We start from the raw sequence: 26,538 nt of genomic DNA on the forward strand, positions 1-26,538 counted from the left end.
GGGTGGCTGGACAAATTGGCTATTCTTAAACTAGGCTGCAATCAATGATTTCATTGATTGCATGGAGCGCTATGGCCAGCATCACTATTCGAAACCTGGACGATCAGATAAAGGAACAATTGCGTATCGCGGCAGCCCATAACGGCCATTCCATGGAAGAGGAGGCTCGGCTGATTTTAGGGCGTGCACTGGCAAAAGTGAGTCCGGAAGGTGGATTGGGAAGTCGTATCCGAAAAAGATTCAGTACTCTGGGCGATGTTGATCTGGATCTACCCTCGCGCGACGAAAAGGCCACTGCGGCGGATCTTTTCGAATGATAGTGCTCGATACCAATGTTATTTCAGAGTTTATGCGTGCAGAGCCAAACCCCAGTGTCTTGGCCTGGATTGATTCGCAGCCGGCAATGGATCTGGTCATTTGCGCTATTACCGTGGCGGAAATTCTTCATGCTGTCGCCCGGCTACCCTTTGGTAAGCGCAAGCGAAAGCTTGAAGCCCATGCAATGGCAATGTTCGAAGAGGATTTTGCCGGCAGGATCCTGCCTTTTGATGCCCATGCTGCCGTTGAGTATGCGACCCTCGTTGCGTCATGCGAGGCCAAGGGGAGGGCGGCAAGCACGGCTGATGCTCAAATCGCCGCTATTTGCCGGACTCACGGGGCGTGGATTGCAACCCGCAATATCAGAGACTTTGAGTTCCCAGGCGTTGAGGTGATCAACCCCTGGAACGCCTGAAGGAGGCCTGGCGCAAAACGCCCGTGTCCCACCGGACCCGGGCGTTGTGCCTGATCAAACGCGGAAGTGGCTGACCATCATCTGCAACTGATTGCCCAACCGCGCCAGCTCGACACTGGAGGCGGCGGTTTCTTCGCTGGCGGCGGCGGTCTGTTCGGAGACGTCGCGCACGTTGATGATGCTGCGGCTGATCTCTTCGGCCACGGCGCTTTGTTGCTCGGCCGCGGCGGCAATCTGCTGGTTCATCGACTGGATGTTCGACACCGTGCGGGTGATGTTCTCCAGTGAGGCGCCGGCCTTGCGGGTCAGGGCCACGCTGCTGTCGGTGAGGCTGCGGCTGTTGTTCATCACCGCGGCCACTTGTTGCGTGCCGTTCTGCAGGCCGGCCACCAGGCCTTCGATTTCCTCGGTGGATTTCTGCGTGCGCTGGGCCAGGCCACGGACTTCGTCGGCCACCACGGCAAAGCCGCGACCGGCTTCACCGGCACGTGCCGCTTCGATCGCGGCGTTGAGGGCCAGCAGGTTAGTCTGCTCGGCCACGGCCTTGATCACGTCCATGACGCTGCCGATCTTGTCGCTTTCCTGTTGCAGCACGGTCATGGCGTCGGTGGAGCGCACCACTTCGCTGGCCAGGCGCTCGATCTGGGCGATGGCTTCGCTGACCACCTGGTCGCCGGCACGGGCTTCGCCGTCGGCCGCGGCGGCGGCTTGAGACGCTTCCTCGGCGTTACGCGCAACTTCCTGCACGGTGGCGGTCATCTCGTGCATGGCGGTCGCCACCTGGTCGGTCTCGACTTTCTGGCTGTTGACGCCGGCACTGGTCTGCTCGGTGACGGCGGACAGCTCTTCGGCGGCGCTGGCGATCTGGGTCACGCCATCGCGGATGCCGCTGATCAGGTCGCGCAGGGTCACGCCCATGCGAGCGATGCCTTGTTGCAGCACGCCGAGTTCGTCGCGGCGGGTGACGGTGACCGTGTGGGACAAATCGCCACTGGCGATGCGTTCGACCACGGCCAGGGTTTCGCGCAACGGCCCGGTGATCTGGCGCGTGATGACCACGGCGGCAATGATGCCCACCAGCAACGCCAGCAATGTGCTGACCAATTGCAGGGTACGCGCCTGGGCGCTTTCGGCGTCGCGACGGTCAAGCTGGATCTGGTACAGCTGCTCGCTCAGGTTCACGATGGCCGTGCCCTGGTCGGTCATTTCCTTGCGTGCCTGCACTGTATCGGCGGTGGCGACCTTGAAGGCCTGCAACGCGCTGCGGTACTGAACCAGGGCGTTCTCCAACTGGCGCATTTCAGCTTGGCGGGTGCTGGCGAAATGTTCATCCAGCGGCTTGAGCGAAGCGATGGCGGCGTCCAGTTGAGCGACGGCCTTGCGTTCGGTATCGGCGTTGCTGTTGGCGGTATAGCCGCGCACTTCATAGCGGGCCAGCATGAATTCCTGCTTGGCGCGGGTGATCGCCTGGAATTGCTCGAAGCGCTGGTCGCTCAGGGCCATTTGCTGCACGTCGGTGTTGATCGCCTCGATCAGCTTGTAGGCGGCCTCGGCGTTCGCGCCCATGGCATCGCGGGCGGTGTTGCCCGTGCGATAGGCACTGCGCATTTTGTTCAGGGAAACCTGGTAGGCGCTGATGGTCGCGCTCTGCTCCTTGAGCAGCCTGACGTTTTCAGGGCTCTTGAAGCTATTGAGCAGCGCGTTCTGTTGCGCCATGAAACCATCGAGGGTGGTCTGCACATTTTGTGCGGCGGTTTCGTCGCCGTTGGTCAACATGTATTGCAGGCGCGCGACCCGCAACTTGGTCAGGCCGGCATTGAGCTGGGTGATGTCGCTCATCCAGTTGCTGCGATCGATCAGCCCGCCCAGGCTGGTCCAGCCGGTCAGGGCCAGGATGCAAGTCAGGACCAGGACCAGGCCGAAGCCCAGGCCCAGCTTCATGTTGACGCTAATGTTGCCAAACCAGCTGTTCATCCAATTCCTCCAGGAAACGTTGTGCTGCTTGTCGTCGGTTGGCTGGAAGAGTTGTTGTTGTTAAGCACCAGCAGAAATGTGTAGCAGGCTTGTATCGGCCGCCGCCTCTGGATCTGAAAGATTTTTTTCCGGGGCTTCGGCTTTCGTTGAAAGATCGGGATCTGCGCCAAGCTTTTTTTCACATCGGTTTCACCGCTTGCCTACGTGAGCCCCTCTACTGTCGCGCCATCGAATGTTTGGGTGGATGCCGTCGGGGCGGCTTGATGTGGAACTGAGACTGAGTCTTTTCGGCCAGACACGCTCGATTGATACGAGCCGGTTTGCCCGTTACCGAAACACCGCGGTCGTCCTGGCTTCGGCGCTGCTGGTGAGTGCGCTGAGCCTCTGGCTGCTGGGCCCGGCGACGCTGCCGGACCTGGCCCATGGCAACGTCGCCGGTGCGCAGGCGTTGGCTGACGGCTGGGCGAAGGGGGAAATGATCGTGCTGGTACGCCACGTCGAGCGCTGCGACCACTCCAAGGCGGCGTGCCTGAACGATCGCGAAGGCATCACCGATCGCGCCCGTGCCGTGGCGGTGGGCCTGGGAGCGCAGTTCGAGCAATTGGGCCTGGACCACGCCGACCTCTACAACAGCCCGTTGACCCGCACCGCCCAGACGGCGGGGTACATGTTCAACAAGGTCAGCGCCGGCGACGATTGGCTGGTCAATTGCCGGCACGACCTGCTGCGCAACGCCCTGGCCCACAAGGTGCCCGGGCGCAACCTGATCCTGGTGACCCACAGCGAATGCATGCAGGCCATGGAAACCGCGCTCAAGCAACCGACCTCGACGTTTGGCTATGGCGCGTCGCTGTTCGTTTCCACCGCCCAACCCCAAGCGCCCCGGCTGCTCGGCTTTATCGAAGCGTCTGACTGGCGCTCGGTGACCTTTCAGTAACCTTCCCACGATCAGGACTGCCCATGCTGACGTCTGCTCGCTCCCGTTTCTACGGGCTCAATCTTGGAATTCCCCTGGTTTGCGCCGTTGTGGTGTTCCTGCTGTTCGACATGACCCGCATCGACATCGCCATCAGCGATTTTTTCTACGACCCGGTGCACCAGGTGTTCCCTTTGGAACATGTACGGCTGTTCGAGCAGATCACCCACAAGTGGGCCAGGATCATCCCGAACTGGACTGGCGAGGCGGCGATCATCGGTGCGCTGCTGTCGTTCATCTGGCCGCTGCTCAAGCCGCAGAATCGCCCTGGGTTATTGCGCGTGCTGGACAAGGCCAGGCTGAGCAAGCCACTGCGTTTTGCCTACAGGCACCGTCGTGATTTCCTGTATGTGGTCTTCGCTTTTTCCCTCAGCACGGGGGTCATTCATTACCTCAAGGGACACACCAGCGTGTACTGCCCGGTGGAAACCACCCAGTACGCCGGCAAAATCGAGCACAAGGAGTGGTATCAGAATTTCGACCTGCTGAAGGTCGCCGGTGACGGCCGCTGCTGGCCCGGCGGCCATGCCTCCGGCGGCTTTACCATGCTCGCGCTGTACTTTGTCGCCCGTCGTTATCGCTGGCGTCATTCCAAAGCGTTGATGTACGGCGCACTGGCCCTGGGGTTCGTCTACGGCACCACACGCGTCCTGCAGGGCTGGCACTACATGTCGCACACCTTCTGGGCGGGGATTTTCGTCTGGTTGAGCTGCTGGCTGATGGCGCTGGTGTTCTACGGCCGCCGGGTCCTGGAGCAACCTGTGCTGAACAAACCCCAGCCGATGGCGACCCGTGTCTTGCCGAACCTGGACGGGGCTCATCCTTCGGCCTGAAGGGCAGGCAAAAAAAAAGCCCGCGGGAGAGCGGGCTAAAACCTTAGTTTCTTGAATGAGCGAGGGGACTGTACCGAATCAGGCAGGCGCATGGGGTGAAGAAAAGTTTATACGGGTAAAGGGGATTTCCTGATCCGCTGGCCGAACAATCGCTTTTTTGTGGGAGCGGGCTTGCTCGCGAAGACGGTGGGTCAGTCGATATCGATGCCGGATGCTAGAGCGCTTTCGCGGGCAAGCCCGCTCCCACAGGTGACTTGGGGTGCTCACAAAGGCTGTATTCACCCTAAAGCCCATGTGGGAGCGGGCTTGCTCGCGAAGACGGCGGCACAGTCAACACCACCACAAACTGACCCACCGCTTTCGCGAGCCTGCTCCCACCAGTGTGGGTGCAGGCTCGTGCTCTAAATTTTGAAATGCCTTGTGTAGGCACCTTTCCCATTGACTTGCAGGACATTTCCTAGAAAATTCCAACCCCTTGCGCCTGCGGATTTCGGTGCCTAGTCTCTGTTCGCCGCTGCCCATTCAGCGGTCGGGTTTAGCAGCTCGGAAATCACGTTAGGCGCATGGCAATCACCATGAACGCGGGCATCTTGATCGTCCGAACTTATGGCGGCTGTGCGCAGGGCATCTTCGGGTGCGCCGGTTTCCTAACGTGCCGGTCTGCTAACCTGCGCATGGCTGCCACCCAATCGTTTAGCAGCGAACGTGGCGGCTCCGACATACGTTAGGAGTACCCATGGAAAAACTCATCCCAGACCCGCCCGTCCCACCGCTGCACCTGGACATCGCCGCCGATCCCAACGCCGAACGTGTCATCGATTCCTACCTGAACGCCAACGCCGCCCAGCCCGCAGAGAACCCCTCGCCGGACCTGCTCTTCACCATCGTCGATGGCGTCGATGCGGAGAGTCTGTTGGCCAACCTCAGCGAAACCCTGGCCTCTGCCAACGTCATGGCCGGTGACCTGGCATTCGAACTGGAGGGCTCGCGACGGCACTTTGCGTTGGGGCTGCAACAGCTGATCGAACTGGGCCAACTTTTGGCCAACCGGGCGCTGGATACGGTGGACCCGAGGTAGAAGTAAAAAATGTGGGTTTGGTCGATGATCAAACCCATTTTTTGCGGCAGCATACCGGGCATGTTCACTTCGGACCTCCAGCCCGTGCCAACCCCCAACCGCGACGCCCTGACCGCCCACCTCGCCCGCGCACCCGATGACGTGGCGGCGCGTGCCTCCCTTTATCGTGATCTGCTCGATGGCGCCGAGGTTTCCCTGGCGGGCGTGCGGGTGGCGGCCGGGTTGTGTGACCCGGCTGCGATGGCGGTGATTGCCGCGTTGAACGTCACGCCCCATTGCAATCGCCCCGGCCCTTTATTGCCGCAGTTGCGTGGCCTGCCGGTGGACCAGGTGGTGCTGGAGGAGGCCGAGTCGCAGTGGCTCGATGCCCTGGCTGGGTTGCCGTTGCGGACACTGGTGCTTAACGGCCCGAGGTTTTGTTGCGGGCCGGACATCTGGGGGCGTTTGCCGGGTGTCGCCCTCGAAAGCCTGGCCATCAGCGGCTTTGCCCGCAGCGATGACGCCACCAGCCTCCCGTCGCTCGAACGTCTGCGGCACTTGAAGCTGGACACCTACGGTGAGGACTTCGACGACGGTTTTCTTCGGCGATTGGCCGGCAGCCCGTTGCAGACGTTGTCGTTGAACCGCTGCGATGACATCACCGATGACGGCCTTCGCGCGTTGTCGTCTTTCTCGTTGCGCTCGCTCACCTTGGGCTGTGCAGGGGCGCTGACTTCTGCCGGTATGCGGCACCTGTGCGCGCAGCCACTGGAACAACTGAGCGTCGGCTCCAGCAGCGCCATCCTGCAAGATCCTGCGTGGCTCAGCGCGCTAACGGCGTTGCGGTCATTGAGCCTGAACGATTGCTACGCGAGCGATGCCGCGCTCCAAGCCATTCGCGATCTGCCCCTCGAGCGACTGTCACTTCACGCGGCGTATGTTTGCGAGGACGATTTCGAAGGGCTCGAAGGCATGCCGCTCGCCGACCTGGACCTCAAGGGCTCACGGCAAATGATCGAGCGACTCGATGTACTGCACGGTTTTCCACTCAAGCGGCTTGGGCTCTGCGATGTGCAGGGGATCAGCGCGCAGACGTTGCGCGATCTTGAAGGGTTGGGGCTGGAGGCGCTCGACCTGTCCTTGAACGAGGTCACCTGGAAGGAACTCAAACAACTGGCCGGCCTGCCGCTGAAGCGATTGAGTCTGAGTTTCTGTCAGGGCGTGGATGGCAAGGTGTTGCGCAAGCTCACCGAACTGGGATTGCCGTTGGAGCAACTGGAAATCAGCGGCCTGGACCTGCGCGACAGCGACCTGGCGTGTCTGCGTAACCTGCCGTTGCAACGCCTGGGCTTGTATGAAAGCCCGTGGCTGACCGATGCCGGCGTCGCCCATCTGGCCGGGCTGCCGTTGCGGGATCTGACGCTTGAGGCGGGGCCGGGGGAGTCGCGGCTTACGTCGGCCATGGTGTCGGTGCTGGAAGGGTTGCCGCTGGAAAGGTTGTCGTTGCGCAATGGCTCGCAGATCAGCGCAGACGGGTGGGATCGCCTGGCCAGGCTGCCGGCCCGCGTCAGCGGCCCGGGTATTTGATGCGCCGCGGTACTTTTAGTTATGCGCAGTGAGGAACCTTCTCCACTTCCCGGTAGATCTGCTCACCTTTAGCAATCTCGGCTGTACGTAAATCATAGGCAATCTGCAGGTTCAGCCAAAATTGCGCTGACGTATCCAACGCGGCTGCCAAGCGCAAGGCAACATCTGCGCTGATGCTGCGACGCTTCAACACAATGTCATTTATCGTGGGAGCCGAAACGTGCAAAGCCCTTGCAAGCGCGGCTGCCGAAAGACCAAGTGGTTCCAGGTATTCTTCTTTGAGAATTTCCCCGGGATGTACAGGCCTCATGCCGTTCTTAAACATGGCTCACCTCAGTGATAATCGACGATTTCTACCTGTTCGGGGCCATTGATGCCCCAGACAAAACAGATTCGGTACTGACCATTGATCCGAATGCTGTGCTGACCCTGTCTGTCGCCCTGCAGCGGCTCCAGCCTGTTTCCCGGTGGGGAGCAGAGGTCATTGAGTTCGACCGCTGCGTTGAGCATCCCCAGCTTTCGTTCCGCAACTGAAAGGATAGCGGCCCAGCGCCGGGCCTTGCCGGTTTCAAAAAGGGCTTGGATGTCGGCGCATTTGAAGCTTCGGATCATAGCTTAATGCTTAACGTTATTCGTTAAGGCGAGTCTACATCGTTTGCAGGGATACTCAACGGGTTGCCGCATACCGGTTGTCGTGAGGCAGCAAGCCTTGATGCTGGTCGGGCCCATAGAACCCTGTTCGATAACTGACCGCATCAAGTCGAGCACCGCCATAAACAGCAGACTTACCAGTTGTAACTCAGCTTCGCGGTGATTTCGCGGCCGGGGTTGTAGTAGTTCGCGGTCCCTGAGCCGACCACATGCTGCTCATCCAGCAGGTTGCTGACGTTGATCGCCAGGTCGGTGCCTTTGAAGAGTTTGTAGTTGAACGCCGCGTCGAACAGTGTCGTGCCATCGCTGGTGTCGGTGTTGGCCGCGTCGAAGTAGTAAGCGCCCACATAGCGTGCACCCAGGCCAACGCTGACATCGGTGTCGGGTACGTTGTAGTAGGTCCACAGCGATGCGGAGTGTTTTGGCGCCGTGGCGAATTCATTGCCCTTGAGTGAGCTGCCGTCATACAGCGTGCCGCGCAACACTTCGGACTCCATGTAGGAATAACCACCCACCAGGCTCAGGTTGGGGGTCAGCTCGGCCTTGGCTTCCAGGTCCAGTCCGCGGACCCGTGATTCACCCACGGTTTGTTGTTCGATGACACCGCTGGGCAGTACCACGGCGATGCTGACATTTTCCTGGGTCAGGTCGTAGACGGCCGCCGAGAACAACGCGTCCATGCCGATGGGCGCATATTTTACCCCCACCTCATATTGTTTGCCGGTTTTCGGAATGACCCCCACCGTTGGTGGCGAGACCGACTCGACCATGCTGATGTAGGTGGAAACTTCGTCGTTGACGATGTAGGTCAGCGCGCCACGATAGGACGTCTCGGAGAAGTTGTCCGACTCTTTTACGCGGTTGATGTCGGTGCTGGACAGGTCCATCGAGTCGTTACGCACACCGGCGGTGACGATAAAGCGCTCGTAGAAGGACAGGTTCTGTTGCAGGAACACGGCCTTGGTCTTGGTATCGAGCTTGTCATTGCTATAGGGCGCTACGCCGCGTGGAACGCCGGTGAACACCGGGTTGGCCAGGTCGATGGAGCCGGTTGGGGCATAGACAGATCGTTCCTCGGTCGAGGAGTCGCCATACTCCACGCCCACCAAGGTGCTGCTGTCGATGTTTTCGAAGCGGGCATCGTATTGCAGCATCAAGTTGCCGTTCAGTTGCTCGGCTTCGCTGTCCGTGCCAAAGATGTAGCGAGGCACGGTGGTGCCGGTGCGCGTGGTGGAGTCGCTGAGGAACACATAGCCGAAATCATCGGTCAGCTCGCTGTAGCGCAGGTTGCTGCGCAAGACGAAACCATTGTCGAAGTCATGGCTGAAGGTGCCGCTGAGGTTGGTGCGTTCGACATCGTGGAAGTTGTAGCTGGGTTCGCCGTAGAACTTCTTGCGGTCGTATTCCTTGTCCAGCGGGTAACCGCCACTGTTGGGCGAGCTTTGGGTTTTCAGGTAGTCCACGATCACCGAGGCCGAGGTGAAGTCGGTGGGTGACCAGGTCAGACCGCCCATCACAAACTTGTTGTCGTCCTGGGAGTGGTCGTACTCGCGCTCACTGTCTTGCATTTTTGCCGTGAAGCGACCGGCCACGGTCTTGTCTTCATTCAGCGAGTCGCCGACGTCGATGCCGGTTTCGGCGTGGTCGAAAGAGCCGTAGGTGACATAGCCCTGGCCGAACTTTTCGAAGCGCGGCTTCTTGCTGACGAAGTTCACCGAGCCGCCCGGGTCGGCGGGGCCGAACAACGTGGAGTTGGCCCCGCGTATCACTTCAACGCGTTCATAGGCGAACGGTTCCTCGCGCACACCGCGCATCGAGCCCAGGGTCAGGCCATCCCGATAGGTGGTGGCCTGGAAGCCGCGGATCTGGAAGTAATCGTTGCGGTCGTCAGTGCCGTAATAGTCGGTGATCACCCCCGGCGTGTACTGCAGCAATTCTTCCGTGGTGCTGGCGCTGCGTTGCTGCATTTCCTTGTCGGTTACCACGGAAACCGAGGCGGGCGTGTTGAGAATGCTGGTGGCCACCTTGCCACCGACCCAGAGTTCCTGGGCGACCACCGACTGGGTGTCCTCGGTGCCATCGACCCGGGCCTTGGCGTTGACGAGGATGGGGGCGAGGCGATAGTCGTCCAGTTCGCCGTCCACCTTGGCTTGCGGCGTCAGCAGGTAAGCGTTCGGGCCTTGCTTTTGAATCTCCATGTCGCTTCCCTGTAACAGCGCCGACAGGGCTTGAGGGGTATCGAGTGCGCCGCTCACACCCGAGGTCGTGCGGTTCGCGACGCTTGGCGCATCGAAGGAAAGACTGATGCCGGCTTCACGCGCAAAGCGATCCAGCGCCGGTGCCAGTGGACCGGCAGGGATGTTCCAGTGGTGAACGGCGTGGGGCTGCTCGACGCTTGAGGTTTGCGCCAGGGACGGTAGCGCGTAGCTGCTGACGATGACGCCAAAGACCGCGCCGTGCAGGGCGCGATTCAGTCGAAGGCGCTGTGGAACCAGGGACGAACTCATTTACTCGCTCCGTGAAAGGGGATCGGCAGATCGGCCTGTATGTCGGCCTTTCTTACATGCCGAACGAGAATGAGAAATCACCTCATTTTTATTTGATAAGGTTGCGCAACGAGAACGTCACTCAGCTGGCGGCGCTCAAGGTCACCCAATAGTGGGTTCGATAATCGATGCGCAACTGCAATGACTGCGCAACCAAGGCCAGTACCTGATCGGTATCGGCGAGCTGGAAAGTGCCGGAAACGCGCAGCCCCGAGACTTCTTTGGCGCAGCGCAACACGCCGGGGCGATAGCGCGACAAGGCCTCGATAAAATCATCGAGGCGCATGTGGCGGGCGCTGATCACGCCGTCGCTCCAACTCCATAGGTCCAGGCCGTTGTCCTGGAACTCAGCCACGCCCTTGGCGGTGAACAACCGTTGGTTGGCGGCTTGGACGGTGTCGCTGGCCAGGCTTCGACTGGACCCGGGAAACACCGTGACGGCGCCCGACTGCACCGCGAGGAGGGTGCCGTCGTCACGCTCGTGCGCCAGGAAGCGGGCATTGAGGGTGCGTATGAACCCGTCGCGGGTCTGCAGCCAGAATGGACGCGGTTGCGCCGCGCCGGCATCCGCACCGGTGTTCACGATGATTTCGCCGCGCCGCAGAATCACCAGACGCCTTTCTGCGGTGAAGTCGCTGTCGACGGCACTGTCGCTGTTGAGCTGGATAAGACTGCCATCGTCGAGTTGGACGCGTTTGCGCTCGCCGGTTTTGCTGTGCTGTTGGGCGAGCAGGGCCGGCAGCGGCGTGTAGTCCCGGCTGAGCCAGGCCGCGCCGCCTGCCGTGGCAAACATGCCCAGCAGCTTCAGGCTCTGGCGCCGATGCAGGCCTGAGCGCGTGCCCTTGAGGGTGTGCCGGGCCAGATCAGGCGGGATACCGGCGAAGTCATCGCCAAGCGCTTCGACACGTTGCCACGCCAACCGATGCTCCGGCCGCTGGGCCAGCCAGTGCTCGAAGGTGCGTTGGGTTTGCTCATCGGCCGGGTTGAAGCGCAGGCGCACCAGCCAGTGGATCGCCTGGTCGACCACGGCCGGGTCCAGCCCCCGGGCTTCACTGGTCGGCATAGCGCAAGCGATAGCAGTGTTGCAGGGCCTTGGCCAGGTCGCGTTCCACCGTAGAACGGGAAACCCCCAATTTTTCGGCGATTTGCAGGCAGGTCAAACCGTCGAGCTGGGCGAGCAGAAACGCCTCGCGCACTCTCGGCTTGAGCAGGTCAAGCAGGCGGTCGATCCGTTCGAGGCTGTCGAGAATCAGCAGCCGTTCTTCTTCAGAGGGAGCCTCTTGGGCAGGCAGCAGCGCGAGGCTTTCAAAGTAGGCACGTTCGAGCTCGCGACGGCGGTACCGATCGATCATCAGCCCGCGGGCGATGCTGCTCAGATACGCGCGCGGTTCGCGCAAAGGGCTGGATTGACGGGACTTGAGCAGACGCACGAACGTGTCCTGCGCCAGGTCTGCTGCGCTTTCGCGACAACCGATGCGCCGGCTCAGCCAGCCATGCAACCACGAATGGTGGCTGCGGTAGAGCAGCGCGAGATCGGCATCACCCAGTGTGTCGTTGCTGCGCATCAGCATCCCGGAAACTACATAATTGATAATGAATCGCATTATATTCAGGCGGCAGACGCCAGAGCAAATTTGCCGGCTTTTGGCGTTCGCCACGGTGTTCTCGGGCTGCTAGGAGCAGGCAAGGCTTCACGAGCGAGCTGTGCCCGGGCCCTCCAGCGGTGGATTGGCAAACAGGTGCTCGGCGGCGAAGTCTACGAATACGCGGATTTTTGGCGAAAGATGACGACTGGACGGCCACAGTGCCCAGAATTGCCCCTGGTCTTCGCTGTGACCATCGAGCAGCGTTTCCAGGCGACCTTGGGCGATGGCTTCGCGCGCCAGGAAGTCCGGGACAAAGGCGATTCCGTGCCCATCCACCACGGCCATCAACATGGCCTCCATGTTGTTCAGCGTCAGGGCGGTGGGCAGGCGCAACTGCACGAACTCCGGGGCGGCAGACATGCTCCAGTCCATTATTTTGCCCGTCGTGACAAATCGATAACGCAAGCACTCGTGGTGTTCGAGGTCGCTGATCGCGGTGGGCCGTCCCTTGCGTTGCAAGTAATCGGGTGACGCGCACAGGACAAACTTGAAAGGCCCCAGCTTTCGCGCCATCAACTTCGAGTCGGCCTGGCCGCCGCTGCGAATCACCACGTCAAAGCCCTCATCGATCACATCCACCAATTGATCGTTGAAGTCCAGCTCCAGCTCGATGTCCGGATAGGTCTTGCGGAACCGCGTCATGTGCGGCAACAGAAAGCGATAGCCAATGGTGGGCAGGCTCACGCGCAGCTTTCCGCGGGGCTCCTGCGTGGCGTGGGACAGCATCGCCTGGGCGTCTTCAAGGTCGTCGAGGATCTTTCGGCAGCGTTCATAGAACAGCTGTCCTTCGGCTGTCAGGCTGACTTTGCGCGTGCTGCGGTGCAGCAGCCGCACATTCAACGAGGCCTCCAGTTTGGCCACGTTCTTGCCCACGGCGGAGGCGGAAATCCCCAACGCCCTGGCGGCACTGATAAAACTCAGCGCCTCGGCGGTTTTTACGAAAGAGGTCACGCCACTGAGACTGTCCACGAATCGATTACATCCTTTTAGTTCATTATAAGTGGAATAAAAGCCCGTTTATCTTCGATTGTATCCTAACTAGAGTGTACGAAACGATCGCGCGCCTTAGCCTGGACAGCACGGTTACTTCAAAGATATGCAGGGAATGACGTCATGAACTCAGCTACCGAACCGCTGCCGACCCGGGGCCGGTATTCCATCCTGGCTGCCATTTGCCTGGCAGCCCTGGTATTGCCCATGAGCTTTACCGGCGGGGCAGTGGCCACGCCGTTCATTGGTCAGACCTTCGATGCCCATCCCACCGAACTGGCCTGGATCACCAACGCCTTCATGCTCAGTTTTGGCAGCCTGTTGATGGCGGCCGGCACGCTCGCCGACCTCTATGGGCGTAAGCTGGTGTTCATGTGCGGTATCGCGCTGTTTGCGTTGGTGTCGATCCTGTTGGCGGTGGTGCCCGACATGATCTGGCTGGACCTCTTGCGTGGCGTACAAGGCATCGCCGCGGCGGCTGCGTTGGCCAGCGGTTCGGCGGCCCTGGCCCAAGAGTTCGACGGACATGCCAGGACACGTGCGTTCAGCCTGCTGGGCACCACGTTTGGCGTTGGCCTGGCCTTCGGCCCGTTGGTATCGGGTTTGCTGATCGAGTCCATGGGCTGGCGCAGCATTTTTCTTTGCACCGCCTTGCTCGCCATTCTTTCCTTGATCTTTGCGCTGCCCAAAATGCGCGAAAGCCGCGACCCGCAGGCTCAGCGCTTGGATACGCCCGGCGTGCTGACGTTTTCCGGCCTGTTGGTGGCCTTCACCACGGCAGTGATCCTGGCGCCGGAGCAGGGCTGGGGTTCGCCGGTCATCCAGGCCCTGTTTGGCGCGGCGGCGGTCTTCTTGCTGCTGTTCATCATTGTTGAAAATCGGGCGAAGCATCCGATGCTGGAACTGGGCTTGTTCCTGTTTCCGCGTTTTGTCGGCGTACAGATCCTGCCGATCGGCACCTGCTATTGCTACATCGTCTTGATCGTACTGCTGCCGTTTCGGTTTATCGGTGTGGAGGGGGCCAGTGCCTTTGAAGCGGGGTTAATGATGTTGGCCCTGTCCGCCCCGATGCTGGTGATCCCCATGATCGCCGCGTCGCTGACCCGCTGGTTGTCCGCGGGCGTGCTGTGCGCCATTGGTTTCGTGATCGCCGCGGTGGGGCTCTACTGGCTCAGCGTGATCCCGGCCGGCGAACACGGGCAGATCCTCGCGGCCATGTTGCTGACCGGGATCGGCACAGGACTGCCCTGGGGCCTGATGGATGGCTTGTCGGTCAGCGTGATCCCCAAGGAACGAGCCGGGATGGCCGCCGGTATCTTCAACACGACACGAGTGGCCAGCGAAGGCGTCGCCCTGGCAATCACTGTCGCCGTGCTGACGGCGCTGGTCGCGCACCACCTGAGCCTCAATGCCTCGGTCAGGCTGCCTGTCGCTGATTATTCAACGATCGCGCAACGGCTGGTCATGGGCGATCTCCAGCACGCCAGCACCAGCGCCAGCCAGATCCCCTTGACGATGCTGCGCTTGGCCTACACCGCAGGCTTCAAGACCTTGCTGCAACTGCTGGCGATCTTCACCTTGCTCACTGCCACTGTGGTCTTTCTGTTTTTGGGACGCCAAAGCGAAGTCGGTACCGAGTCCATGCCGATAATGAATTAAGTTATGTTTGGGCTGGAGACCCCAAGGCAAATTTGCCGGCCATTGGCGTTCGCCACGGTGTTCTTTGCCTGATAGGAATAGGCAATGCTGCAAGGCAAATCGGCATAGGTGAGGCGCCTGCCGATGGCTACCATGGCGCACACCAACCGATGGGAGTTCGTCATGAATGGTATAAAAACCCTGTTCATCACCGGCGTCAGCAGCGGCTTCGGCAACGCCCTGGCCCAGGAAGCCCTGGCGGTCGGGCACCGGGTCATCGGCACCGTGCGCAGCGAGGCGGCCTTGCAGGCTTTCGAGCAACTGTCTGCCGAGCGGGCCCACGGCGTTCTTTTGGATGTCACCGACTTCGCCCTGATCGACAGCGTGGTCGCCGCCACAGAAGCTGCTCACGGCCCGGTCGATGTGCTGGTCAACAATGCCGGCTACGGCCACGAGGGCATTTTCGAAGAGTCGCCGCTGGAAGAGATGCGGCGTCAGTTCGACGTCAATGTGTTTGGTGCCGTGGCGGTGACCAAGGCGTTCCTGCCGTATTTCCGCCAGCGCCGCGCCGGGCATATCCTCAACATCACGTCGATGGGGGGCACCATCACCATGCCAGGCATCACCTACTACTGCGGAAGTAAGTTCGCCCTGGAGGGGATCTCCGATACCCTGAGCAAGGAGTTGCAACCGTTCAACATCTTCGTGACGGCCGTCGCGCCCGGTTCGTTTCGAACGGACTGGGCCGGTCGTTCGATGCAGCGCACCCCGCGCAGCATTGCCGACTACGATGCCAGTTTTGACCCGGTTCGCCAGGCGCGCCAGGAGAAGAGCGGCAGGCAACTCGGCGACCCGCACAAAGCGGCGCGGGCGATGTTGCAGGTGATCGCCAGCCCGACCCCGCCTGCCCACTTGCTGCTGGGCAGCGACGCCTTGAACCTGGTGCGCGACAAGCTCAGTCGTGCGGCCAGTGAGATCGATCAGTGGGAAGCGCTGACCCGTTCGACCGACGGCTGAGCGACCCGCGCAAGGAGAAGTGGATGACCGAGGCTGATCCGCGCACCGCGCGCATGGTGACGTTGATGGAGCGGCTGGCGCCGGTGGAAGGCTACAACCTCAGCGCTCTGGAGGATGTGCGTTTCCTGCGTTCGAACCGGCCATTGAGTCGCACGCCGGTCTTGTATGACCCCGGTATCGTCATCCTGTGCCAGGGGCGCAAACGCGGTTACCTGGGGGATGACGTCTATGTCTACGACGCCCGGCATTACCTGGTGGTGTCCGTTCCCGTGCCGTTCACCATGGAGACCGACGCCAGCGAGGCGCAGCCCATGCTGGCGGTGTATATGCGCCTGGACCTGCAGCTGGCGAGCGAGTTGATGTTGCAGGTCGACGAAGCCCTCGGCCCGAGCGATGCCCCGCCCAAGGGCATGTACGCCTCGCCCATGGACGAGGGCTTGTGCGCCTCGACGCTGCGCTTTCTTGAAGCCATGAGCACACCGGGTGACGCGCACATTCTCGGGCCAGCGCTGGTGCGGGAAATCTACTACCGCATTCTCACCGGCGAGCAGGGCGGCTCGATGCGTGCGGCGCTGAGTCGTCAGGGCCACTTCGGCCAGATCACCCGCGCGATCCGCAAGATCCACAGCAGCTATCCAGAGCGCCTGGATGTCGAGACTCTCGCCCGCGAAGCCAACATGAGCGTGCCCAACTTCCACCTGCACTTTCGCAGCGTGACAGACGCCTCGCCCATGCAATACCTCAAGTCGACACGCCTGCACCAGGCGCGCCTGCTGATGCTGCGCAACGCCATGAACGCCAGGGCGGCGGCGTTCAGCGTGGGCTACGAAAGCGCCTCCCAATTCAGCCGTGAGTTCAAGCGCCTGTTCGGACGAACGCCTCAGGCTGAGGTGCAGTGGATGAAGGCGACGTATGCGTTGCCGGCGCCGGTGGGGGCGTCGGTTTATGTGGCGTCGCATTAGGCATCGGGTGAGTTGGCCAGGGCTGTCGCCGCGCATCGACGAGGCGCGGCAGATTGCGCCGTTCAATACGGTTACCAGCTTGCAAGTGGCTGCTGGTGTGTACTCAGGCATCATCTGGGGCGTCGAAAATATGGTGGTGGTTATTGGACGGTAAGCTGTTTGTCGTCTTGTTAAAGCGATTCCCTGCGTATGGGAATTCGGAGCCTTCCTATGCGCAGCGACTTTGCTGAAAAACGCAAAGCGGGATGAAAAATGGCGGCGGTTGCCCTATCTGTCGCTAGAGGGCGTGCTCGAATTTAAAGGGGCAGCGCCGCTGTCGCCGTTGTCGCAATCGGACCTTGTAGCTCCAGAGCCGATGTTGATGCGCTTTTGGGGCACCGGTTCGCGGTAGTTGAAATCCAGAGCGCCGAGCCGTCGCTGCGTACGCGGAGCTGCAAACTGTCACCTTCTGTGAGGGCTTAGGCTATGTACGAAATAGCTTGAAACTTGGTTATTCGGCGTTAAAAACCGGCTCGGAATGCTCATTGACAACCAGTCAACTGCGCTTCCTCGCCGGTTTTTGCCTTGCCTAACCTGCGTTTCAAACTATTTCGTACACAGCCTAATCCCTTGGACTCTGGAGGCCGCGTATTTACTGGAGCGCAGGCACAAAAACAAACATCTGTGGAGGTCTTTAGATGATGAAATGGGGGGCCGGGGTAATCTGAATCGGTCCTCTAGGTTATTGATTATTGAGTTAAATATGAATTTTGTATTTTGATTGGAATACCAATTGGAATACATCATGGAATAGTTTTTCCATTGAGCCGCCTAGATGTAACCAGAAATATTGCTTCGCAGTGATTTCGTGCGGCAGTCAGGATAGGAGGCAGCAATTGATCCGAGTTGGAAGACTAGGGCAAAAAACACGGCCATCAACAGCTTTTCGTTGGCCGTACGCCGGTCAATGACAGTCATCCTTTAAAAAGGTTATACCTGAATTAGAGTTGTATATTGAAAATACCCAAAAAAATAAGCCTAGGATACCTAAAATAGCGCCGATATTCGGGGCTTTGTAATTAAATCGTGTTTGTTGCTCGTGCTTTATTTGAAACTAATTCCTAAAATCCTCGACGGACTTTTGATCAGTAATTGTAAATGGGGCGACCTAAGGGCTAGGCTCTAAGGTGCCGTGCGCATTCAATCACCGTATCTAAGCCGCATCCATAGCTCTATCAATGAATATATCTGATGCTCCAAGCTTTTGGAGCTGCACGCGCACTGCCCGGCTAAATGCTGAATCGGCACGAGTTTTCGCCTTGAGTGTCTCAATTTGCCGTTCAATTGCTCGCATTGGAGCCTGATCGCCCAGCATATCTAGATCCTCAGCGTTTATTTGTATGGTTTCATAAAGCTCCTTTGCCTCTTTCATTGCCGCAAATCGAGCTTCCCTCATGCGCTCGAAATTTAGCCCATAAATAATAGCTGACTCTTTGATACGTCTCGCTGGTAAACCAACACAAAATAAGCTCTTAACGAAAAGTCCACGGTCATCAAAATCTATAAAGTTCAGATCGCCTCTAACCAGCGGGTCAAGTAACAACGGTAACTCATCATCAATGCAACGGTCGTCCCAACTAGCTTTTTTGCTGCCGTCCAGTAAAGGGAACCAACTTCCCTTGCCTACGGTAACTTCATTGCCTTCATCTTTATTCAAACGATTACAATTCTGGGCTGAAAGCCGGAAATTTTCCCAACTGAAGGCGAGCCATGCGTAGCCGTGTTCGTCCATAATTTCTTCAGTGCGTTTAGCCTCTGACTTCGGACGAAAATGATCTACATCAAAATTGGCGCCCGCATCCTTTGCCTCGGAATACCAGCATTTCCCATGCGACATCTTTGAGAGGTGCTTAGCGAAGCCACGCCAAATGTGAGACTTGCTCTTAATATAATCTTTTCTTTCCTCTATAGGTAGTTGCTCCAGCTTTATCTGTGCACGCGAAGCGACATCAAGAACTTTCTGAGGAATAATATCAGCATTTCTATTGATATAAATCATTTGCTCAGAACCTCTTTTTCTAATAGAGCGGTAATAACCTTTTTCATTGCTTCGCGCCTTCTCGCAGCTTTGTCAGGCGTTAACGGTGGTTTTTCAGCATATCGCAAGTCCTGCCAAGCCAAAAGAAACTCATTATAAAGTGGCTCCCTGTTTTCGAAGGAAAATCCCAAGCGATTAAGTTCATCATTAAGGACGGCTAGAGCATCATCTTGATCAGGGGACCGTAATTGAATATGAGCCAGTTCATTACGATCATCTACAAGCTTTTGAGTCTCTAGGTCTAGCGTTGTATTTAGCCCAAAGATCTCCGTTAAAGTTGACATAAATCCAATGCCACGAGGATCTACATATGGCTCCCTTGAATGGACCCTGTAATTGTCATCCCGCCACATCACTTGGACTTGTTGTCTTTTAAGCTCCGCTATTGCTAGCGGATGGTGTGTGACCATAAGCAAATGACTAGTTTCGTGATTGGGTACAAATTCTCGTAAAAATTGGAGGTACTTTATGGCCCAAGAAGGGTTTAAGTGGGTGTCGGGCTCATCCAATAAAAACAATGAATCTTTACCGCCTGTAAATCTTAACAAGCCTAGCACTGTTAATAATTGCTGCTCACCTTCGCTAAGCTCACGAAAAGTTAACGCTTCATTACTACTAGAAACTTTGACGCGTATACTGACTTCTGAAATTATTTCAGAGAGAAGCGTGCTTTCCAGCATTTTAAATAGCTCAGCTGCTGTCAACCCTTCAGCAAATTCGCGTAATGAATCCAAGTTCGGCAAGAATAAATGAAAAAACTCATTTTTATTTCCCTTCCCCGTTAAGGTCATCCCTTCGTTTCGCTCAACCTTTACCGGAGCTATTACATGGGGATATAGAGCATCTAGAAATTTTCTTACGACACCAAATGCGCCCCAGAAAAGCTCTTTCTTTTTATCTGACTGAGTCCATGCTGCACGTCTCATAACAAAATGAATGCTGTCTAGCCCTTCGATACCTAGATGCTCTCGAAGAAAATTACTTTGAGTTTCACTTTTTTCAGCAAGAAAAAAAGCAAGCAATACAAACTGACTATGGTTAGGCTTGGCATAGAATAGCGGCCGGATATCACCCTTGAGGTCAACTTTACTCTCGAGCAACCTTTTATAAAAATTTGCACGGTGTCTATGAAAGTATTTTTCAAGTCTATCGCTAGGGCCGGAGTAATAAGCAAACACATACTTAGGAAGATAAGGGGCATTACCATCCTTATCTCTTTTTACCTTGGAAAATGGAACGGTTAAACCAACTGCTTCACCGAGCAATTTCGAGGAGTCAAGAGTTAGAAGATCTACGACTTTAACCTCATATTGTTTGGCAAGCGTGCCCCGATTTGGTTCTCCGTCAATGGTTACCTCTAACCAATTATCACTGGGGCTATTCTCGTGAGGTTGTTGTCCGAGCCGATAGACTAGATGATAGGAGAACGGGGGAGCTTCGCCCAAGTCCAGATTTCGAAAAATCGATACTAAAGCTTCCAATACGTTGGATTTGCCGGAACCGTTACGTCCAACAATAACAGTCATCAGGTTGTTCTCATCAAACTCAACAAGAACATTTTCTAGGTTTTTGAAGCGTGACCGAATATGTAGCTTATCGACTTTCATGAGCCTTCCCTAGCAATTTTATTCCGTCTCTTTCAAGGCGAACCAGTCTTGGCCGTCGTTATCCCGATATTGCTTGACGATTTGCTGCAAATTCAAGGCAGATCGGATATCCAAAAAAAACTGTTCGAGTTGCTCAACGTTACTATCGCGGGGGTAGCCAGCAGCACTCAAAAGTTGCTGACCGCTTAAAGGTTTGCCAGATTTTTTAAGCGCATCTACAACTTTAATGGGCTGATCGCTTACGATCTTATCTTTCATTTTTCTCGTACCATTTTTCTTTGGAGTTGACGGCTTGGACAAAGCCTTGCGCTCAGCTTCTATTTTTTCCAGTAGTGTCTGTGCGCTATTTTCCCCATTAACTAAGTCTGGATTCGCCGCGCGCCAGTCAGCTGTGAGTTCGCCGCTGAAAGCTAGCATCAAAATGCTTTGTGGCAAACGGTCAACATGCGCTTGTGCTTCAAATACTTTTGCTTCGAACCGATCGGCAAAAGCGAGAAGTTTTTCAGCACGTCGAACTATCTCCTTTTGCTCTTCAAGAGATGGGACAGGAAATAAGAAATTTCGACACTGAGATAGTGAGATGTTTATCTGTCCGGCCGACCCCTTTGTTTCATGCATTATGTTTTTTAGATTGTCTCCTCCCTCGAGCACAATATTAATCCAGCCAGAAATAATTTCTTTACTCGGCCGGAATAGCGCAATTGCCTGGTTAAGGTTCCACTCTGGATAAGAATCTGGAATCACTGCAATCTTACCGAGTGGTGGGCCTACAATGTTCATAACTACATCGCCAGGTAATGCTATTGACTTTGAGGATGAGGTTTTGTGTATAGATTCTTCAATAAATTGTGACCTATATTCGAAATCAATTTTTTGATCAACGATATTATAGACCTTTAAGAATGGAATGCCGCTTTGGGTGAATCCAGTTTTTGGCGTACCGCCACTTTGAACTTTCTCGCAAATATCCATTGCTTTCTTGTAAGACCAAGCAGAACGGCTAGCTGTTGACCAGTTCTCTGTGAGTCGGCCAGAGACCGCGGCTGTGAAGACAGATTGGCGGAATTTTTTAATTTGGACAGGAATCGCGTCAATTCTGGCTTTAAGCATGCTAACACGAGCAATTAAGCCATCTACCTTCTTGGCAATATAAATTTGCTCATGAAGAGGAGGTAAAACAAAAGGAGCTGCTTTTGCCTTAGGTGTCCCTAAGCGTGGCATACCCATGCCATGAGATGCCTCTTTTACATACTCGAGAAATGACGGCGACTTTAGCGAGTAAAACAGATAGCCACGATCAAGAAATCCGGGCGATATGGTAATTATTTCGCTTGAGCAATAACCATCCTGGTCTACCTTAAGAACTTTATTCAAGTATGGTCGTAATTTTCCGTAAAGAATCTGCCCTGCTGTAAACTTATTTTTAGAGCTCTTCGGGGCGCGTTCCTTTACGGTTTTAGTATCTATTAGTCTGGATGTATCACGCTCGACGTCTTCAAGCTCAATTAGCAGAGCTGATAAATCCATGTCCCGAGGTTGAACGGTAGTAGTATTTCCATAGTTGATCACATCCCCAAGAGTCACTTGGAGCCAAGAAGCTGGGAATTCAGTCATACCCCGCCTCCAGCTCTTGCATCAGTTGCTCGAGGTCATGGAGGGCTTCAGTAAGCTCAGTCATAATTTCGCTAGCGAGTATTTCTGGCGTGGGTAGATCAACCGAATTAAGACTGTCCGTATCCTTTAACCAACTAATGTCCAATGAATCACCTCGCTCCCTGATTTCCTCGCGAGTAAATACTCGAAAACGACTTAAATCACCAATGCCTTCTACATTTTCTGCCCTTTGACTATTTCCATTTGGGTCATCTCCGTATGCGTCTTCGAAAGGCTGGAGGTGATATGCCCCAAAGGTTGTACGCTTCCCAAAACTAGGCATATTACTGCGTAAGTTGTACACCCATACTCGCTGAGTGGAGCCTTCTTGTTGCTTGGGATTCTCGGCACTTCCTTTCTGAAAAAATAGAACGTTGGTTTTGACACCTTGTGCATAGAAAATGCCTGTGGGCAGTCTGAGGATGGTATGCAGATTGCACTTGTCCATTAGTTCGCGACGTACTTCGGTACCGACACCAGCGTCGAACAGGACATTATCTGGAACCACAACTGCGGCTCGCCCACCGGCCTTGAGCCCATGATAAATGTGCTGAAGAAACGCTAGTTGCTTGTTACTTGTCTTATGAGTAAGGTCATCCCGTATAGGGCCGCCACCGCCCTTGGCAGTACCAAAAGGAGGGTTGGAAAGAATTAGATCAGCCTTGGGTAAGTTTACTCCAGCCTGGCCGAGGGTATTTCCTAGTCGTATAACTCCTTCGCTGTTACCTTCGATACCATGTAGTAAGCAATTCATCAGTGCAAGGCGACGGGTGCCGGGAACTAATTCAATACCGATAAAAGCGTCGTTGCGCTGGAAATGGCGACCCCGCTCGTCCAAATCTGCATGATCGTTGCTGTTTTGCTTGATATAAGCATCGGCTGCAATCAAAAAGCCGGCTGTTCCGGCTGCGGGATCTTGGATCACCTCACCTGCTCGGGGCTTTATAACGCGGATAATGCTATCGATTAGTGGGCGTGTAGTGAAGTATTGTCCAGCGCCTGATTTGGTTTCACTTGCATTCTTTGCAAGTAGACCCTCATAAAGATCACCAAGGCCATCCTGGCGAGCACTGAACCAGTCGATTGCGTCGAGATTCTTAATTAACTGGTCGAAATGGTGTGGTTCAATGAGGCGAGTTTGGGCTTCTGAGTATATAGCAGCGATCATTGGGTCGGAACTCGCGCCCAAATCCGTTAGCATCTGTCTATAGTGATTTAGACGAAGCAAACCGACTTTGTCGGTGAGATCTGTCCAGCGGCAGCCAACTGGCAATTTATGCTCAAAGTTTAAGTTGTTCTGTACCTGTTCATACTCCATTTTTATAAACAACAGCAGAACGAGCTCTGTCACATAATCGCTGTAATTGATGCCATCATCGCGCAGTACGTCGCACAGGCTCCAGAGTTTATGGACGATGTCGATGTTAGTCATGCATTACTCAATGTAAGTGTCGGGCAGCATGTGCTGCCAGGCTGGTTTATCTGGTAACGGGTGCTTCGTCCTCCGCCGGGCAGACGTCGCAAGCAGCCCTTCTCAAGCAGATCGCTTAAGTGACGCGTAGCAGTAGCTTTAGATACTTTGGATAAGGCTTGGTACTGAGCTGCGCTGATTCCGGCCTCGAATCCTTTCTCGCCGCCATCAAGTAGGCGATTAAGCACTTTTATTTGCTCCGAGGATAATCCGGCCTCACGGTATGCCTCCCAAAAGCGGGTCTTGGCTAAGATACTGTCTAAATGTGATAACGCCTGATCCAAACTGTGCAGAAGGGTAGCGAGAAACCACTCTAGCCAATCTGTAATGTTCAAATCACCTTTTTGCCGAGTTTCTAAAACTTGGTAATAACCAGCGCGATTACTGAGTATGCTAGACGCCATAGCGTAGTGGCGAATAGCGTTACTTCCGCCCTGTGCGAGAGCCATGTCAGTAACAATTCGGGCCAAACGGCCGTTACCATCCTCAAACGGATGTAAAGTGACAAACCAAAAATGAGCGATTCCTGCTCGAAGAAGAGGATCCAGAGATAGATCTTTTTGGCTGGTTTCTAGCCAATCCAAAAAATCAGCTAGTTGTTTCTCTAGATTTGTACGAGGGGGAGCTTCGAAATGCACGGTCGGGCAATCCAAGCGGCCGGATATAACCTGCATCGGCCCCTCACCGCGTAGTTGGCCAATTTTTTCGCACCCAACGAGCGAAAAATCATCTCGGGTAAATAACCAACTATGCCAAGCAAATAGGCGTTGCTCATTCAATGGTTGATCATCACCACTTATGGCGTCCATCAGCAATGCCACTAGGTTCTCACTGCGAGAACCTGGATTGTTCTCTCCAACTATTCCAAGACGGTAAGCTAATGAAGAGCGCACAGATTCTACATTAATTAGCTCGCCTTCGATGGCAAATGAAGAAACTATATTCTGCAACATCGCGTCAATACTATTTTGTGTTACTGCAACGCTATCAACGGCACCAACTATACCCAGTAGCCGGCCTTGCGTTTCGATACAGGATCGCAACAATGGTGACAATCGTTCCGACTGCCAGGTAAATTTCGGCCAGTCGGGGTGCTGCCAAATCCAGTCAGCATTGTGCATAGGGAAAGAGTCTCATGTGAGTCAAATTGACTCTCTTTATTTGGCTCGTGACATGAGCCGATTATGCGGTTTGCTCTGTCTCTTGTCTAGGTTAGGTAAAGCTGCCGATAAACAATTTAACGATTCGCTCTCGAACTCAGCTTTACTCGAAGGCCATTTCTCACCTCCCATATAGATCAATGTCTCGTACCATCCGGCAAAGCTAAGGTCATGCATCCGTATTTTTCCAAAGCTGTCGTGGCAAGCCATCCTTCCAATGATGCAGCGGGGGTACCCAGAAACAATAGGAAGGGAGACAGGAAACGTGGAGCGCCAGCGGTGGGCCGACAGCTTCGGATGCAGGGCTTATTGACACTGCAAGCTTGTGTTGTCGCGACTTCACATTTACGCTTTGCTCCGTCGTGGTCAATCCCGCGACCGGGTGTGACAACCTGAATTGTTCGAGGCGCATGGCGCCATAGCTACTAGCAAGTGCTAACACAGGCTTAGCTGCTGCTTTTCTATGGCGGATCGTGCGGGGCAGGCTTACGCCTGGCCGGTACCCTCGGACGCCGGTTTGTCACCCCCGTACGGTCTGCCACCCAACCGCGTGACAACGGTTGATGGCAGTTTTTACTTGTCCGAGGAGATAAGGAAAATGGCATGCCCCCCTTTTAAGCTCGTGCGCCTCCCTGGCGATTTGATTCAAGGTGCAAACTATTCCGGAGGGTTCCGTGATGTTTGATCTCTCGCTTCTAATCAGCCTACCCAAACCCAACACCATCGATACTGCATCGCTTACCCCTGAAGGTTCAGCGATTAAACTGCGGCAGGCTGCCACTCTCCGGCTTAACGGAGCCCAGAGTATTCTGCTTCATTTTCCGCAAGACGTTGAGCTGGCAGTTGAGCTGTTGGATGACGCTGCCGTATTGTACGACAAGGCGTTCCGGAGTCTAACTGGCATTCCAGCTCAAAGCGTTCATCAACAGATCCACGAGTATGTCACTGTCCCGTCCGCTGAAGGGGCCCCCGCGATCCAAACACCGTGGGGTGATGAGTTCGCTCCGGTAGTAAAGGTGGGTGTTCGTTGTGCAGAGACTTGGCTTGAAGGCTCATCATTACCGCTATGGTGGGCGCTATCTCAGAACCGAAAACGCCATCGTCCAGGTGATCCACAAGACGCATTTGAAGCAGGTTTTTTGCTGCGGTTGCAGCAGACGCTGATCATGCGACGTGAGGCCGTCACTTCTCAATCAACCCGCTTTGATGCCTGAGTCTGTAATTGACGTTTGAGATTTGCTTTTCCCGCCAAACCCTCCGATCAAGCGATCTTTGATCGCGCCGATCGGAGGGTTCACTCGCTTTTTTTTCGAGGCCGTTGCGTTCCCCCCCATTTTCAAATTTGACGAACGCCACGCTTGCTTTCACCCGTCAGTAATTCCCTGCAATCTTTATCAAGCGCAGCGCCATTTCAGTGTATGTGCGAATCTTTTCGTTTGGCATGGATGTAGGTGTAGCGACAGCGGCGACGCCGGCGACAACCCACGTATAACGTGGCCTGGAGCATGGCGACAAAATTGGCGACAGTCGCCACTTTCTGAGCACTTCGGCAGGGACGCTTGACCGCCTTTTCGAGTGGGTATAAAAATTGGCGCACGGATCGCTGTCGTTGACAGCACCAGCCCAGGTAGCCAGAACCTTTAAGGCTACGCCACTTGTGTGGTGGTTCTTCCGAAGTGCGATTAGCGTCCGGCGGCTCGCACGGTCACTCCCAAGAGTGATGGATGCCTACTCGACTAATCTGCCCACTGCGGCAGACGATGGACCTTCCTCGCTGCACTGCAGCAACCTCACCTTTCGGCACGCTTCGCTGCGCCAATCCGCGCCCGTCTCTTTCTCCTGGAAAGAGACGGGCGCTCGTACCACTGCTGCAAGCCACGTCGTACATGGCATTGCGGCAACTCTCCTCGTGACAATCGGCCTGACAACTCCGATTCGTCGCCATCCGCAACGACACAGG

At 56.0% G+C, this 26,538-nt stretch carries 22 protein-coding genes; 10 read left to right on the forward strand and 12 right to left on the reverse strand.

What is annotated here, in order from left to right:
- Positions 1 to 71: 71 nt before the first annotated feature.
- Together V3H56_RS03515 and V3H56_RS03520 are read left to right on the forward strand one after the other, a co-directional pair.
- Positions 72 to 317, forward strand: a complete 246-nt coding sequence (locus tag V3H56_RS03515; RefSeq protein ID WP_042728168.1) for a plasmid stabilization protein — start codon at positions 72 to 74, stop codon at positions 315 to 317.
- Positions 314 to 733: a type II toxin-antitoxin system VapC family toxin gene (locus V3H56_RS03520; RefSeq protein ID WP_123578281.1), complete on the forward strand. Its 420-nt coding sequence runs from the start codon at positions 314 to 316 to the stop codon at positions 731 to 733. The genes V3H56_RS03515 and V3H56_RS03520 overlap by 4 nt, the downstream gene beginning before the upstream one ends.
- Before the next feature lie 54 nt (positions 734 to 787).
- On the opposite strand, the gene V3H56_RS03525 is transcribed toward V3H56_RS03520, so the two are convergent.
- The gene (locus V3H56_RS03525) at positions 788 to 2,707 is read right to left on the reverse strand and encodes a methyl-accepting chemotaxis protein (RefSeq protein WP_338474219.1); all 1,920 of its coding nucleotides are present in this window, start codon (positions 2,705 to 2,707) and stop codon (positions 788 to 790) included.
- 244 nt (positions 2,708 to 2,951) lie between these two features.
- Here V3H56_RS03525 and V3H56_RS03530 point away from each other — a divergent pair, with 244 nt between their 5' ends.
- The 4 genes from V3H56_RS03530 (at position 2,952) to V3H56_RS03545 (ending at position 7,160) form a co-directional block, all read left to right on the forward strand.
- Positions 2,952 to 3,644, forward strand: coding sequence for a histidine phosphatase family protein (locus V3H56_RS03530; RefSeq protein WP_338474220.1), 693 nt, complete (start codon positions 2,952 to 2,954; stop codon positions 3,642 to 3,644).
- 23 nt (positions 3,645 to 3,667) lie between these two features.
- Positions 3,668 to 4,516, forward strand: coding sequence for a phosphatase PAP2 family protein (locus tag V3H56_RS03535; protein ID WP_338474221.1), 849 nt, complete (start codon positions 3,668 to 3,670; stop codon positions 4,514 to 4,516).
- 736 nt (positions 4,517 to 5,252) lie between these two features.
- Positions 5,253 to 5,594 carry a DUF6124 family protein gene (locus V3H56_RS03540; protein ID WP_042728173.1) on the forward strand — a complete coding sequence of 114 codons (342 nt, stop codon included), beginning with the start codon at positions 5,253 to 5,255 and terminating at the stop codon, positions 5,592 to 5,594.
- Between the two features lie 60 nt (positions 5,595 to 5,654).
- Complete coding sequence (locus tag V3H56_RS03545) at positions 5,655 to 7,160, forward strand: leucine-rich repeat domain-containing protein (RefSeq protein ID WP_338474222.1); 1,506 nt, start codon at positions 5,655 to 5,657, stop codon at positions 7,158 to 7,160.
- 19 nt (positions 7,161 to 7,179) lie between these two features.
- On the opposite strand, the gene V3H56_RS03550 is transcribed toward V3H56_RS03545, so the two are convergent.
- The 6 genes from V3H56_RS03550 to V3H56_RS03575 all read right to left on the reverse strand — a co-directional run bounded on the left by V3H56_RS03550 (position 7,180) and on the right by V3H56_RS03575 (position 12,972).
- A complete protein-coding gene (locus tag V3H56_RS03550) occupies positions 7,180 to 7,485 on the reverse strand; it encodes a HigA family addiction module antitoxin (RefSeq protein WP_042728178.1) in 306 nt (101 codons plus the stop codon).
- Positions 7,486 to 7,493: 8 nt separating this feature from the next.
- The gene (locus V3H56_RS03555) at positions 7,494 to 7,772 is read right to left on the reverse strand and encodes a type II toxin-antitoxin system RelE/ParE family toxin (RefSeq protein ID WP_047738402.1); all 279 of its coding nucleotides are present in this window, start codon (positions 7,770 to 7,772) and stop codon (positions 7,494 to 7,496) included.
- A gap of 173 nt (positions 7,773 to 7,945) precedes the next feature.
- Positions 7,946 to 10,318, reverse strand: coding sequence for a TonB-dependent siderophore receptor (locus V3H56_RS03560; RefSeq protein ID WP_047738400.1), 2,373 nt, complete (start codon positions 10,316 to 10,318; stop codon positions 7,946 to 7,948).
- 121 nt (positions 10,319 to 10,439) lie between these two features.
- A complete protein-coding gene (locus V3H56_RS03565; RefSeq protein ID WP_047738399.1) occupies positions 10,440 to 11,420 on the reverse strand; it encodes a DUF4880 domain-containing protein in 981 nt (326 codons plus the stop codon).
- The gene (locus tag V3H56_RS03570; protein ID WP_042728200.1) at positions 11,407 to 11,922 is read right to left on the reverse strand and encodes a sigma-70 family RNA polymerase sigma factor; all 516 of its coding nucleotides are present in this window, start codon (positions 11,920 to 11,922) and stop codon (positions 11,407 to 11,409) included. Before V3H56_RS03570 ends, V3H56_RS03565 begins: the two co-directional genes overlap by 14 nt.
- 126 nt (positions 11,923 to 12,048) lie before the next feature.
- Positions 12,049 to 12,972 carry a LysR family transcriptional regulator gene (locus V3H56_RS03575; protein WP_047738397.1) on the reverse strand — a complete coding sequence of 308 codons (924 nt, stop codon included), beginning with the start codon at positions 12,970 to 12,972 and terminating at the stop codon, positions 12,049 to 12,051.
- 144 nt (positions 12,973 to 13,116) lie between these two features.
- On the opposite strand from V3H56_RS03575, the gene V3H56_RS03580 reads away from it, so the two are divergent.
- The 3 genes from V3H56_RS03580 (at position 13,117) to V3H56_RS03590 (ending at position 16,610) form a co-directional block, all read left to right on the forward strand.
- The gene (locus tag V3H56_RS03580; RefSeq protein ID WP_338474223.1) at positions 13,117 to 14,652 is read left to right on the forward strand and encodes an MFS transporter; all 1,536 of its coding nucleotides are present in this window, start codon (positions 13,117 to 13,119) and stop codon (positions 14,650 to 14,652) included.
- A gap of 162 nt (positions 14,653 to 14,814) precedes the next feature.
- Entirely contained in the window at positions 14,815 to 15,648 is an 834-nt protein-coding gene (locus tag V3H56_RS03585; protein ID WP_338474224.1) for an oxidoreductase, read from the forward strand.
- Positions 15,649 to 15,671: 23 nt separating this feature from the next.
- Positions 15,672 to 16,610, forward strand: a complete 939-nt coding sequence (locus V3H56_RS03590; protein ID WP_123578273.1) for an AraC family transcriptional regulator — start codon at positions 15,672 to 15,674, stop codon at positions 16,608 to 16,610.
- A gap of 1,192 nt (positions 16,611 to 17,802) precedes the next feature.
- Here the strand turns inward: V3H56_RS03590 and V3H56_RS03595 are convergent.
- Genes V3H56_RS03595 through V3H56_RS03615 form a run of 5 tightly spaced genes read right to left on the reverse strand, consistent with a single transcriptional unit; the run spans position 17,803 to position 24,539 of the window.
- Entirely contained in the window at positions 17,803 to 18,648 is an 846-nt protein-coding gene (locus V3H56_RS03595) for a hypothetical protein (RefSeq protein ID WP_338474225.1), read from the reverse strand.
- Positions 18,645 to 20,294, reverse strand: a complete 1,650-nt coding sequence (locus V3H56_RS03600) for an AAA family ATPase (protein ID WP_338474226.1) — start codon at positions 20,292 to 20,294, stop codon at positions 18,645 to 18,647. The genes V3H56_RS03595 and V3H56_RS03600 overlap by 4 nt, the downstream gene beginning before the upstream one ends.
- An 18-nt stretch (positions 20,295 to 20,312) precedes the next feature.
- Complete coding sequence (locus tag V3H56_RS03605; protein WP_338474227.1) at positions 20,313 to 21,908, reverse strand: restriction endonuclease subunit S; 1,596 nt, start codon at positions 21,906 to 21,908, stop codon at positions 20,313 to 20,315.
- Entirely contained in the window at positions 21,901 to 23,379 is a 1,479-nt protein-coding gene (locus tag V3H56_RS03610) for an N-6 DNA methylase (RefSeq protein ID WP_338474228.1), read from the reverse strand. The genes V3H56_RS03605 and V3H56_RS03610 overlap by 8 nt, the downstream gene beginning before the upstream one ends.
- Entirely contained in the window at positions 23,376 to 24,539 is a 1,164-nt protein-coding gene (locus V3H56_RS03615; protein ID WP_338474229.1) for a Fic family protein, read from the reverse strand. The genes V3H56_RS03610 and V3H56_RS03615 overlap by 4 nt, the downstream gene beginning before the upstream one ends.
- A gap of 716 nt (positions 24,540 to 25,255) precedes the next feature.
- Here V3H56_RS03615 and V3H56_RS03620 point away from each other — a divergent pair.
- On the forward strand, positions 25,256 to 25,792 hold the full coding sequence (locus V3H56_RS03620; RefSeq protein ID WP_338474230.1) for a LasR-specific antiactivator QslA: 537 nt from the start codon (positions 25,256 to 25,258) through the stop codon (positions 25,790 to 25,792).
- The last annotated feature ends 746 nt before the right edge of the window (positions 25,793 to 26,538 follow it).

Source organism: Pseudomonas sp. MS646 (assembly GCF_036693845.1).
In the GTDB taxonomy this organism is placed as follows: domain Bacteria; phylum Pseudomonadota; class Gammaproteobacteria; order Pseudomonadales; family Pseudomonadaceae; genus Aquipseudomonas; species Aquipseudomonas chlororaphis_E.